Genomic DNA, 11648 nt, shown 5'->3' on the forward strand with positions numbered 1-11648 from the left:
GGCCAGAACAATCGAACGCCTCGCCGTCTATTGCGGCTCCGCCACGCCGGCCGATCCGCGCTATGTCGAACTCGCGCGCGATGTCGGCACGGCGCTGGCACAGCGCGGGATCGGCGTCGTCTATGGCGGCGGGCGGCTTGGCCTGATGGGCGCGGTTGCGAAGGGTGCGCTGGATGCGGGTGGCGAAGTCATCGGCGTGATTCCGGAAGCGCTCGCGGGAAGCGAGGTCGCCAATCACGACTGCACCGAGCTGTACACGGTATCCGGCATGCACGAGCGCAAGCAGCGCTTCACCGACCTTAGTGACGGGTTCGTCACCCTGCCGGGCGGGGTCGGGACGATGGACGAATTGTGGGAAGCGATGAGCTGGGCGCAGCTCGGCTACCATTCCGATCCGGTCGGCCTGCTCAACGCTTTCGGTTTTTACGACGACCTGATCGCCTTCAATGCCCGCATGGCCGATGTCGGCTTCGTTCGCGAGGCGCATCGGGGCATCCTGCTGGCCGCGGAAACCCTGCCGGACCTGCTGGCGAAGATGGAGGCTTACCAGCCGCACACGCCGATATTCCGCATGAAGGCGGAGGACCTGTAGACTTGCCCCGCGTCATCAAGATCGGTCCGCGCTCCAACACACCGTCGCGCTATATCCGGCCGGCCGTGCGCAGTGCGGGCGGCGGGCGCGATCGCGACGCGCTGATCGACCGCAGCTACGAGATGATCGCGGAAGGATCGAAGAGCTTTGCCCTTGCCAGCAAGCTGTTCGATCCGCTGACGCGCGAACGGGTCTGGATGCTTTATGCCTGGTGCCGGCGGTGCGACGACATCGCCGACGGGCAGGTACTGGGCGGCGAACTGGGCGAGCGGTCCGAACCGGAAGGCCGCGTGAAGGCGATCCGCGTCCTGACGAAACGCGCGCTGGACGGCGAGCCGACCGCGGACATCGCCTTCGACGCCTTCGGCCAAGTCGCCAGCGAATGCGGCATCACCATGCAAATGGCGGACGACGTCATCGCCGGTTTCGAACTCGACGCGGCCGACTGGCGTCCGCGCACCTCGGCCGACCTGGCGCGATACTGCTATCACGTGGCGGGCGCGGTCGGCGTGATGATGGCGCGGGTCATGGGCGTGTCACCCGAAGACAGCGCAGTGCTGGACCGCGCCTGCGACCTCGGCATCGCGTTCCAGCTCGCCAATATCGCGCGCGACATGGACGAGGACGATCGCGGCGGCCGTTGCTACGTTCCGCAGGAATGGCTGGCGGAAGAGGATATCGAACCGGGCCAGTTGATGAAGCCGCACCACCGCTGGGAAGCCGCCGACATGGCGGAACGGCTGGTGCTACGCATGGAAAAACATGCCGACGCCGCCCGCATGGGGGCCGCCCTCCTCCCGTTCCGCAGCCGCTGGGCGGTGCTGGCGGCGACCAACATATACACCGAGATCGGACAGGAGGTCCGCCGCCGGGGGACGCGGGCGTGGGACCGCCGCGTGGTGATCTCGAAAGCGAAGAAGCTCGCCCTGACCGCCCGCGCCTTCGTCCAGGCTGTCCGCAACAAGCCGCGCCCTCCAGAAGAATGGCCCGAATGGGAACGGCAGGATATCCTGATCGACGTGCGCATGACCGGCCCGATCGCCGAACCGCCACCGCCGCGCCCGCTCGACGACGCATAGCACCGCTTGCCGCTGCGGCATTGGCGGCCTACGCCGCTAGCCATGATTTCGAAGCTCCTGATCGCCAATCGCGGCGAAATCGCCTGCCGCATCATCCGGACCGCCCGCGAGATGGGCATCGCCACCGTCGCGGTCTATTCCGATGCCGACGCGAAGGCGCTGCACGTGCGCCAGGCGGACGAGGCCGTGCATATCGGTCCGTCGCCCGCCACGGAAAGCTATCTCGTCGGCGAGAAGATCATCGCGGCCGCGAAGGAAACCGGCGCGGAAGCGATTCACCCCGGTTACGGGTTCCTCTCCGAGAACGCGGACTTCGCGCAGGCCGTGAAGGATGCGGGCCTGATCTGGGTCGGCGCACCGCCTTCCTCGATCCGCGCGATGGGGCTGAAGCATGCCGCCAAGAAGCTGATGCGCGAGGCGGGCGTGCCCGTGACCCCGGGCTACGACGGCGACGACCAGAGCCCCGACCGGCTGAAGCAGGAGGCCGACGCGATCGGCTATCCTGTGTTGATCAAAGCGGTCGCGGGCGGCGGGGGCAAGGGCATGCGCAAGGTAGATGCGGCGGCGGATTTCCTGCCCGCGCTCGAAAGCTGCCGCCGCGAGGCCAAGGCCAGCTTCGGCAATGACGACGTGATCCTCGAAAAATGGATCACCAGCCCCCGCCATATCGAGGTGCAGGTGTTCGGCGATAGCCACGGCAATGTCGTCCACCTGTTCGAACGCGACTGCTCGCTCCAGCGCCGCCACCAGAAGGTGATCGAGGAAGCGCCCGCCCCCGGCATGGACGAGGCGACGCGCGAGGAAATCTGCGCCGCAGCCGTGCGCGCCGCCAAGGCGGTCGATTACGAGGGCGCCGGCACGATCGAATTCATCGCCGACGCCAGCGAAGGCCTGCGCGCCGATCGCATCTTCTTCATGGAGATGAACACGCGGCTGCAGGTCGAACACCCGGTGACCGAGGAGATCACCGGGGTGGACTTGGTGGAATGGCAGCTGCGGATTGCGAGTGGTGAGGCGATCCCGCTCAAGCAGGAGGAGCTGTCGATCAACGGCTGGGCTATCGAAGCGCGGCTTTATGCGGAGGACCCGGCGAAGGGGTTCTTGCCGAGCACGGGGCGGTTGGACCTGCTTGATTTCTGCGGCGATGCCCGAATTGAGACCGGTGTCGAAGAAGGCGTCGACATCTCGCCATTCTATGACCCGATGATTGCCAAAGTAGTCGCTCGCGGCGACACCCGCGACGAAGCCATCGAGGCGCTTGTCGGCGAACTCGAATGTTCGGCAGTTTGGCCCGTCAAAACCAATCTTGGCTTCTTGGTCAGCCTGCTACGAGACGAAGATGTTCGGCAGGCTAATCTCGACACTGGGCTGATCGCGCGCAAGCAGGACGCATTGACCGCACAGCCGGAGCTGAGCAACCGCGCCTTGAGCGATGCCTTGAACTGGTATGTCAGGATGGCCAACGGCTACGATCCGAAGCCCGAACAGTGGCTAGGGGTTCGCCTGAATGCCCCCCGCAGGCAAGAACATCGTCTGGCCGTGAATGGCGAGGTAAAGACGTTCCAATACAGCCCGACACCAAAGGGCCAGTATTTCGAACATGGCCTTCGCGAGAGCCCTGAGCCCGGCTCTCAGTTTGTCAGCATTCGCGGCCATCTGCTCAGAATTTCGCTCCCACGCCACGACGGCTCCGGCCAAGCCTCCGCCGCCGACGGCGCTATCCTTGCGCCGATGCCGGGCAAGGTCATCGCGGTCGATGTTTCCGAGGGGCAGGCCGTTACCGCCGGGCAGAGGCTGATGGTGCTGGAAGCCATGAAGATGGAACACGCGCTCACCGCGCCGTTCGACGGGACCGTGACCGAGCTATCCGCAAGCGAGGGCGGGCAAGTACAGGTGGAAGCCGTGCTGGCGGTGGTCGAACCCGCGTCAGAATAATCCCGACCCGGACCGCTTACCGCCGGGCCCAGATCACGCGTCGTCCGGCACCGGCTCGCCGAACAGTTCGCCCTTCTCGCTGAAAAGCACGAATACGAGGCTGAGCACGGCCGTGATCAGCAGGGCCAGCGCCAGCGGGCGGGCGGTGCCGTCGTACATGTAGCCGATAAACGCACCCAGTGCCGCGCCGCTGGTCATGCGCAGGAAGCCTTGCGCACTGGATGCGGCTCCGGCGATCTGGCGGAAGGGTTGCAGCGCGATGCTGCCGAAATTCGCCCCGATAAAGCCCAGCAGGCTCATGTTCGCGGCCATCAGCGGTACGAAGGTCCACAGGCTCTCGTCCGGCTGGCTGGCGAAATAGAGCTGCGCGCCAGCGACCGCGATGAACAGGAACAGGGCCGCATGGCTGACGCGCCGGGCGCCGAACCGTTCGACCACGCGGCTGTTCAGCCAGTTGGCGACCGCCATGCAGCCGGCGCAGATCGCGAAGATCAGCGGGAAATCCTCGCCTGCGCCGAACGCTTCTCCGATCAGCTGTTGGCTCGAATTGATGAAGCCGAACAGCCCGCCGAAAACGAGCGCGCTTCCCAGCGTGTAGCCGATCGTCTCGCGCAGGGTCACGGCGCTGGCCATGTTGCGCGCGATCAGCGGGATGCGGATTTCCTGCCGGTCTTCCTCGTGCAGTGTTTCCGGCAGTTGCACATGGACCCAGAGCGTCATCACCACGCCGAGCGCAGCCATGGCGACGAAGATCCACCGCCAGTCGCCGAAGACCTGCAGCACCGCCTGGCCGATGCTGGGCGCGATGGCGGGAACCAGCAGGAAGATGACGAAGATGAGGCTCATCATGCGCGCCATCTTGTCCCCGCCCACCCGGTCGCGGATGATGGCAGGGGGCAACGCGATGATCCCCGCGGCGAAAAAGCCCTGCGCGGCGCGCAGGACCACCAGCATGTCGAAACTGGTCGCAAAGGCGCACGCGATCGAGAATGCGATGTAGCACCCCAGCGCGACGAACAGCACGGGTCGCCGGCCATAGCGGTCGGCAAAGGCTCCGGGCACCAGCGTGCCGAACCCCGCCGCCAGGAGATAGGCGCCGACCACGAATTGCCGGTCGTTGCCCGTTGCGCCCAGATCGCCCGCCAGCGCGTCGAGAGCGGGCAGGATGGCGTCGATGCCGAAGGCGTTGCACGCCATCAGCAAGGCCATCATCCAGATGAGTTCGCGTTCGCCGATCATGGAACGCCGCGCGCGGTCGGGCAATGGACGCTCGCCGGTCGCCAGCTGTTCGTTTCGCATTCGCACAAAACGGGAAGTGGCGTCACCGGTTCCGATTTGCAATCCGTCTCGCTATCTGGAGGACATGGACACCGGCGCGCAGCAGACCGATCCGTCGACAGATGGCGATGATCGCGCGCGCAAGATCATCCATGTCGACATGGATGCGTTCTTCGCGAGCGTCGAGCAGCGGGACAATCCCGAACTGCGGGGCAAGCCGGTTGCCGTCGGCGGGTCGAGCGGGCGCGGCGTGGTGGCCGCCGCCAGTTACGAGGCGCGCCAGTTCGGCGTGCGCAGCGCCATGCCCAGCGTAACCGCCCTGCGCCGCTGTCCCGACCTCATCTTCTGCAAAAGCCGGTTCGACGTCTATCGCGAGGTAAGCCAGCAGATCCGGGAGATCTTTCACAGCTTCACACCGCTGGTCGAACCGCTGAGCCTCGACGAGGCCTATCTGGACGTGACAGACGACATGAAGGGCATCGGTAGCGCCACGCGCATCGCGCAGCTCATCCGGGCGGAAATCCTCGCGAAGACGCAGCTGACCGCCAGCGCTGGGGTCAGTTACAACAAGTTCCTGGCCAAACTCGCGAGCGACCAGAACAAGCCGGACGGCCTCTGCGTCATCCGGCCCGGCGAAGGACCGGCCTTCGTCCAGAGCCTGCCGATCCGGCGGTTTCACGGCGTCGGCCCGAAGGGCGCAGAAAAGATGGCGCGGCTGGGCATCGAGACGGGCGCGGACCTGGCGGAGCGCGACTTGCCGTGGCTGCGCGCCAATTTCGGCAGCTTCGCCGACTATCTGTACGGAGCGGCGAGAGGGATCGACAACCGACCGGTCCGGTCGCACCGGACGCGCAAGTCGGTCGGCGGCGAACGGACCTTTTCCGAAGATATCCATGCCGACGATGCCTTGCGAGAAACGCTCGAGCGGATCATCGATATCGTGTGGGAACGGATCGAAAGGGCTGAGGCGAGCGGCCGGACCGTCACGCTGAAACTCAAGTACAACGACTTCACGATCCATACCCGGTCGCAGTCGCTCGTCCGGCTCGTCGAGACGAAGGATGACTTCGCGATCGCCGCGCGCGCGCTTCTCGAAACGGAGCTTCCGCTTCCCCGGCCGATCCGCCTGATGGGGCTCACGCTCTCCTCGCTGAAGGGGGTTACGTCCGAGTCGCGCAGGGATGCGCGCGCAGCCGAAGCGCAGCTTTCGCTTTTCTAGCGGCGGCCCTTGTCCGTCCAGAAGGCGAGCCGCCGGCGCGTCGCATCGCTCAGCGGATGGGGTAGCGAATGCACAGGGAAGAACTGGGCTTCCAGGATTTCACGCCGGTCGGGCTTCGGCGCGACTGGGCAACGGCCCTGAAAGATGAATGCCGAGTGGGGCGCACCCGAAAGCGTTTCTTCCAGCGTGCCGACGAATTGCAGTTCGCATCCGTGCACGCCGAGCTCCTCGTGCAGTTCCCGCTTGGCACAGTCGATCGGGGCCTCCTTGCGGTCGATCCCACCGCCCGGAAGCGCCCAGGTCGGCGGGCCGTAGCTGTGGCGCACCATCAGCACCCGGTCCTCGCCATCGACAAGAATTACCGAGACGCCGGACAGGGACGGTTTGATAATCGTACGCCAGTGATGCCGTATGCGATGTGCAATCGGCAGGGCCACGCGGTGCAATGGCCTTGGCAAAAGTCTTGAAAGCACCCCGAACCCCGAATTCTCTACCCGAGCCCCGTCTAGCAATCGCACGCAGTCAATCAATAGAAGAAAGCCCGGTTTCGAATGTAACGAAACCGGGCTCTGGTCTTGAGAAATGAGGAGTGATTACTGCAGCGTGGAATCGAGGAACCAGACGCGCTCTTCGGCCATGTCCGTCCAGTCGTCGAGCAACCCGTCGGTGGCGTTGTCGCCCGCCTGTTCGGCCAGCGGCTTCAATCCCTTGAGCCGATCCACAACCTTGCGGTTGTCGTCGCGCAGTTCGCGGACCATCGCATCGGGATCGAGCTTGGTGTTGTCCTGATCGGCGATGTTCGTGTGCTTCGCGACCGAGCCGATCGAGGTCAGTGTGTCTTCGCCCAGCTTGCGGACGCGCTCGCCGATATCGTCGATCTGGTCGCGGATCTCGATCGCCTGCTCGTCGAACAGCAAGTGAAGGTCGCGAAAGCGCGGTCCGCGCACATGCCAATGGAAGTTCTTGGTCTTGAAATACAGCGCGAGATGATCGGCCAGAAGCCCGTTCAGTTCGCTGACGAGCGCGGTTTTGGAGTTGTCGCCGGATTCGGCCATGGGAATTTCCCCTTTTCCTGTCTGAGAGTTATCGATTGTTAGAAAATCGTTCGGACAGGAAACGGGGGAAGCAAGGCTTGGTTTCCGGCAATGATGCAATTCCTCTGATCGAGGGTTTCGATCAACCCAGCAGTCCGCGCGCGGACAATCCGATCACGATTGCGACGCACAGGACGATGGCACCGACAACGCGCCGCAGGGTGAGTACCGGAAGGCGGGCGAACAGATCGGCCCCTGTCGTCCAGGCCAGGATCATTACCGTGACACCTCCCATAACACCGCCGGCGCCGACCGCCCAGTTGCCGGCATAGGCGGCGGCCAGCGCGAACACGCAGAACCGGGCAGCATCGCCGATCTGCCGGGCGAAGAGGACTATTCCGATGGCGGCCAGCGACCGCGTCGGCTCGGCCAGAGCGAGGGGCTTCATCGGCCAGAACAGCTCGATGGCGACGAAGATCAACGCGATTGCGACCAGCATGGACCGGGCCGAAACCGGCAAGAGGGACGCAACGGTATCTCCTGCCAGCGTCATCGCGACCGTCGCCAGGATCACGGTCAGACAGGCTGTCACCGCCAGTCCGATCGTGCTGCCCAGCCTGCCGGTCAGTTCCGCAACGAGAAGCTGGTCCCGGCCGCCGAAGGATGTGACGAAGACGGCGACGAATGCGAAGAGAAAGCCGGACATGGGGCCCGCGTTCTACGCGCTGCCGCGTCGAATGGAAGGAGGTCCGGTCAGCGGCGCGCCGGCACTGGAGCGGGTGAAGGGAATCGAACCCTCGTCTTAAGCTTGGGAAGCTTCTGCTCTACCATTGAGCTACACCCGCAGACCGTGCGCCACCATCTGCCGCCGGCGGTGGCAACGGTCAACGCAAATTCGTCCGCGCCTATGTTCCGATGGCAGCGACTTGCGCAAGCACCTCGTCCGCCCATTCGGGACGACAGATCAGCAGGTCGGGCAGGTAGGTATCGGCCTGGTTGTAGACGATCGGCGAACCGTCGATGCGGGAGCAGTACAGCCCGAAGGCCTGTGCGACCGCGACCGGGGCGCAGCTGTCCCATTCGTACTGCCCGCCCGAGTGGAGGTAGATTTCCGCTTCGCCGCGCACCACCGCCATGGCTTTCGCCCCCGCGCTTCCCATGGGCACGAGGTCGCCGCCGATCCGCTCCGCGACGGCGACGGCTTCGCTGGCGGGACGCGTGCGGCTGACCACCAGCCGTGGCTTGGCGGGCATCGCGGGCAGAACCGCGGGACGATCGCTGCGCAGCACCATTTCGCACCCGGGCAAGGCAACGGCCCCGGACACGGCCCGCCCGTCGACAGCGAGCGCAACATGGACGGCCCAGTCGGTCCGCTGCTCTCCGTACTCGCGTGTGCCGTCCACCGGATCGACGATCCACACCCGTGACTTGTCCAGCCGCTCGCGCGTATCCTTGCTCTCTTCCGACAGCACGCCGTCTTCCGGCCGGTGCCGGCGCAGGGCGTGCAGAATGAACTGGTTGGCGGTCGCATCGCCGGCAGCGCCGAGCGCCTTGCCGTCCAGCAGTTCGCTGTCCCGCAATTCGAGCAGAATGCGCCCCGCGTGACGGGCCAGGCGTGCGGCGAGTTCGGTATCGTCTAGTTCGGTCACGGCTATTTGAGCGGCATGATCTGGCGGATGATGTACTCGGCCGCATCCTCTGGCGACATGTCGACCGTGTTCACCCGGATATCGGGCGCCTCCGGCGCTTCGTAGGGACTGTCGATCCCGGTGAAGTTCTTGAGCGTCCCTTCGCGCGCCTTTTTGTACAGGCCCTTCACGTCGCGCTGCTCCGCCACGTCCAGCGGCGTGTCGACGAAGATCTCGATGAACTCGCCTTCGGGAAGCATGTCGCGCACCATCTGGCGCTCAGCCCGGAACGGGCTGATGAAGGCGGTCAGCACGATCAGCCCCGCATCCGCCATCAGCTTCGCGACCTCGCCGATCCGGCGGATGTTCTCGATCCTGTCCGCCTCGGTGAAGCCAAGGTCGCGGTTCAGGCCGTGGCGGATATTGTCGCCATCGAGCAGGAAGGTGTGGCGGTTCATCAGGGCGAGGCGCTTTTCCACCTCGTTGGCGATGGTCGACTTGCCCGATCCCGAAAGCCCCGTGAACCAGAGCACGCGCGGCTGCTGGTTCTTCATCTGGGCATGCTGTTCGCGCCCGATATCGGTCGGCTGCCAGTGCACGTTCTGTGCCCGCCTGAGGGCGAAGTGCAGCATTCCGGCGGCAACGGTCCGGTTGCTGACCTTGTCGACAAGAATGAACCCGCCAAGCGCGCGGTTCTCCTCGTACGGTTCGAAGACGATCGGCCGGTCGGTCCGCAATTCCGCCACGCCGATGGCGTTGAGATCGAACGTCCTGGCCGCCAGTCTTGCGTTCTCGTCGCCCGGATCGTTGATGTCGATCTCGTATTTCGGCTCCTGCACGGTCGCCGATACGGTCTGCGTGCCCAGTTTCAGCCAGTAGCCGCGGCCCACGATCATCGGATCGTCGTCCATCCAGACGATGGTTGCTTCGAACTGGTCCGAGGCCTGCGGCGGTACTTCGGCGGAGGCTATGACGTTTCCGCGCGAGCAGTCGATCTCGTCCTCGAAGGTCAGCGTGACGGACTGGCCGGCCACGGCCTGTTCGAGATCGCCGTCGAAGGTGCTGATCGACCGGATCGTGCTCGTCTTGCCGGACGGGACCACGCGCACCGCGTCGCCGGGCCTGACGATCCCGGTCGCGATCTGGCCCGAAAACCCGCGGAAATCCAGGTTCGGGCGGTTCACCCACTGGACCGGCATGCGGAAGGGTTTGGCCTGCCCGACTTCGCTGCGGACCTCCACCGCCTCCAGGTGGTCCATCAGCGTCGGGCCGTCGTACCAGGGGGTATTGGCGGACCGCGCGGTGATGTTGTCGCCCGCGAGGCCGGACATCGGGATGGCGATGAAGCGCTCGATCCCGATGCTCCGGGCGAACGACGAATAGTCCGACACGATGGAATCGAAGGCCGCCCGGTCGTACCCGACGAGATCCATCTTGTTGACCGCGAGCACCACGTTCCGGATGCCCAGCTGGTGGCACAGGAAGCTGTGCCGCCGGGTCTGGGTGAGCACGCCCTTGCGCGCATCGATCAGGATCACGGCGAGGTCCGCGGTCGAGGCGCCGGTGACCATGTTGCGGGTATATTGTTCGTGGCCCGGGCAGTCGGCGACGATGAACTTGCGGTTCTCGGTCGCGAAGAAGCGATAGGCGACATCGATAGTGATGCCCTGCTCCCGTTCCGCCGCGAGCCCGTCCACCAGCAGCGCGAAATCGATTTCCTGTCCCTGCGTGCCCACCCGCTTGCTGTCGCTTTCCAGGCTGGCGAGCTGGTCCTCGAAGATCATCTTGCTGTCGTACAGCAGGCGCCCGATCAGGGTGGACTTGCCGTCATCTACGCTACCGCAAGTGATGAACCGCAGCATGGTCTTGTGCTGGTGCTTTTCGAGGTAGCCGTCGATATCCTCGGCGATGAGGGCATCCGCTTCGTAGGCGGGTCCGGTCCGGTCGGGGGCGTTCATCAGAAATAGCCCTCCTGCTTCTTGCGCTCCATCGAGGCGTCGCCCGAATCCTTGTCGATCACGCGTCCCTGCCGTTCGCTGGTCGTGGTCAGGAGCATTTCCTGGATGATCTCCGGCAGCGTCGCCGCGGTGCTTTCGACAGCGCCGGTCAGCGGGAAGCAGCCCAGCGTGCGGAAGCGGACGGACCGCTCCACGATGTCCGGGCGCCGGCCCATCGCCTGCTCCAGCCGCGCGATATCGTCCGCCACGAACAGGCCGCCTTCGTATTCGTAGGTCGGCCGCATCGCGGAGAAATAGAGCGGGACGATCTCGATGTTCTCGAGGTGGATGTACTGCCAGATGTCCAGCTCGGTCCAGTTGGACAGCGGGAACACGCGGATGCTTTCGCCCTTGGCCTTGCGGGCGTTATAAAGGTTCCACAGTTCGGGCCGCTGGTTCTTCGGGTCCCAGCCATGGGTCGCGGTGCGGAACGAGAAGATCCGCTCCTTCGCCCGGCTCTTCTCCTCGTCGCGCCGCGCGCCGCCGAAGGCCGCATCGAAGCCGAACCGGTCGAGCGCCTGCTTCAGCCCTTCGGTCTTCCACATGTCGGTGTGGAGGGCGCCGTGCTCGAACGGGTTGATCCCGCGTTCCTTCGCTTCCGGGTTCTGGTGGACAAGCAGTTCCATGCCCGCCTCGCGCGCGGCCTTTTCGCGCAATTCGTACATCGCCCGGAATTTCCAGGTCGTGTCAACATGCAGCAGCGGGAACGGCGGCGGCGAGGGATGGAACGCCTTGCGCGCCAGGTGCAGCATGACCGCGCTGTCCTTGCCTACCGAATACAGCATGACCGGCCGTTCCGCCTCGGCCACCACCTCGCGCATGATGTGGATGCTCTCCGCCTCGAGGCGCTGGAGATGGGTCAGTGGCACGGTCATGGAAGTCGGGA

11 protein-coding genes and 1 tRNA gene are annotated in these 11648 nt (G+C 65.1%); 4 read left to right on the forward strand and 8 right to left on the reverse strand.

Annotated elements, in window-relative coordinates; translation table 11 throughout:
• Positions 1–10: 10 nt before the first annotated feature.
• The 3 genes from AB1K63_RS08900 to AB1K63_RS08910 all read left to right on the forward strand — a co-directional run bounded on the left by AB1K63_RS08900 (position 11) and on the right by AB1K63_RS08910 (position 3606).
• Positions 11–592: a TIGR00730 family Rossman fold protein gene (locus AB1K63_RS08900; RefSeq protein WP_366960677.1), complete on the forward strand. Its 582-nt coding sequence runs from the start codon at positions 11–13 to the stop codon at positions 590–592.
• 122 nt (positions 593–714) lie between these two features.
• Positions 715–1671, forward strand: coding sequence for a phytoene/squalene synthase family protein (locus AB1K63_RS08905; protein WP_366960678.1), 957 nt, complete (start codon positions 715–717; stop codon positions 1669–1671).
• Positions 1672–1713: 42 nt separating this feature from the next.
• Entirely contained in the window at positions 1714–3606 is a 1893-nt protein-coding gene (locus AB1K63_RS08910; RefSeq protein ID WP_366959752.1) for an acetyl/propionyl/methylcrotonyl-CoA carboxylase subunit alpha, read from the forward strand.
• Between the two features lie 33 nt (positions 3607–3639).
• Here AB1K63_RS08910 and AB1K63_RS08915 read toward each other — a convergent pair whose 3' ends face one another.
• Complete coding sequence (locus tag AB1K63_RS08915) at positions 3640–4905, reverse strand: multidrug effflux MFS transporter (protein ID WP_366960679.1); 1266 nt, start codon at positions 4903–4905, stop codon at positions 3640–3642.
• Positions 4906–4969: 64 nt separating this feature from the next.
• On the opposite strand from AB1K63_RS08915, the gene dinB reads away from it, so the two are divergent.
• On the forward strand, positions 4970–6103 hold the full coding sequence (gene dinB / locus AB1K63_RS08920; protein WP_366959753.1) for a DNA polymerase IV: 1134 nt from the start codon (positions 4970–4972) through the stop codon (positions 6101–6103).
• Here dinB and AB1K63_RS08925 read toward each other — a convergent pair.
• The 7 genes from AB1K63_RS08925 to cysD form a co-directional block, all read right to left on the reverse strand.
• Positions 6100–6540: an NUDIX domain-containing protein gene (locus AB1K63_RS08925; protein ID WP_366959754.1), complete on the reverse strand. Its 441-nt coding sequence runs from the start codon at positions 6538–6540 to the stop codon at positions 6100–6102. The two genes, dinB and AB1K63_RS08925, sit on opposite strands and share 4 nt — an antisense overlap.
• A 156-nt stretch (positions 6541–6696) precedes the next feature.
• Positions 6697–7158, reverse strand: coding sequence for a DNA starvation/stationary phase protection protein (locus tag AB1K63_RS08930; RefSeq protein WP_366959755.1), 462 nt, complete (start codon positions 7156–7158; stop codon positions 6697–6699).
• Between the two features lie 121 nt (positions 7159–7279).
• On the reverse strand, positions 7280–7843 hold the full coding sequence (locus tag AB1K63_RS08935) for a hypothetical protein (RefSeq protein WP_366959756.1): 564 nt from the start codon (positions 7841–7843) through the stop codon (positions 7280–7282).
• Positions 7844–7908: 65 nt separating this feature from the next.
• A tRNA-Gly gene (locus AB1K63_RS08940) sits at positions 7909–7982 on the reverse strand.
• A 60-nt stretch (positions 7983–8042) separates the two neighbouring features.
• Positions 8043–8792, reverse strand: a complete 750-nt coding sequence (locus AB1K63_RS08945) for a 3'(2'),5'-bisphosphate nucleotidase CysQ (RefSeq protein ID WP_366960680.1) — start codon at positions 8790–8792, stop codon at positions 8043–8045.
• Positions 8789–10723: a sulfate adenylyltransferase subunit CysN gene (gene cysN / locus AB1K63_RS08950; protein WP_366959757.1), complete on the reverse strand. Its 1935-nt coding sequence runs from the start codon at positions 10721–10723 to the stop codon at positions 8789–8791. The genes AB1K63_RS08945 and cysN overlap by 4 nt, the downstream gene beginning before the upstream one ends.
• The gene (gene cysD / locus AB1K63_RS08955) at positions 10723–11637 is read right to left on the reverse strand and encodes a sulfate adenylyltransferase subunit CysD (RefSeq protein WP_366959759.1); all 915 of its coding nucleotides are present in this window, start codon (positions 11635–11637) and stop codon (positions 10723–10725) included. Before cysD ends, cysN begins: the two co-directional genes overlap by 1 nt.
• Positions 11638–11648: the final 11 nt, after the last annotated feature.

Source organism: Qipengyuania sp. JC766 (genome assembly GCF_040717445.1).
Taxonomy (GTDB): Bacteria; Pseudomonadota; Alphaproteobacteria; order Sphingomonadales; family Sphingomonadaceae; genus JC766.

Excerpts from the sequence above, each read along its gene's own strand:
- AB1K63_RS08935 (WP_366959756.1), bottom strand. The coding sequence starts at position 7,843 with ATGTCCGGCTTTCTCTTCGCATTCGTCGCCGTCTTCGTCACATCCTTC.
- dinB (WP_366959753.1), top strand. The coding sequence starts at position 4,970 with ATGGACACCGGCGCGCAGCAGACCGATCCGTCGACAGATGGCGATGAT.
- AB1K63_RS08930 (WP_366959755.1), bottom strand. The coding sequence starts at position 7,158 with ATGGCCGAATCCGGCGACAACTCCAAAACCGCGCTCGTCAGCGAACTG.
- AB1K63_RS08915 (WP_366960679.1), bottom strand. The coding sequence starts at position 4,905 with ATGCGAAACGAACAGCTGGCGACCGGCGAGCGTCCATTGCCCGACCGC.
- cysD (WP_366959759.1), bottom strand. The coding sequence starts at position 11,637 with ATGACCGTGCCACTGACCCATCTCCAGCGCCTCGAGGCGGAGAGCATC.
- cysN (WP_366959757.1), bottom strand. The coding sequence starts at position 10,723 with ATGAACGCCCCCGACCGGACCGGACCCGCCTACGAAGCGGATGCCCTC.
- AB1K63_RS08905 (WP_366960678.1), top strand. The coding sequence starts at position 715 with ATGATCGCGGAAGGATCGAAGAGCTTTGCCCTTGCCAGCAAGCTGTTC.
- AB1K63_RS08910 (WP_366959752.1), top strand. The coding sequence starts at position 1,714 with ATGATTTCGAAGCTCCTGATCGCCAATCGCGGCGAAATCGCCTGCCGC.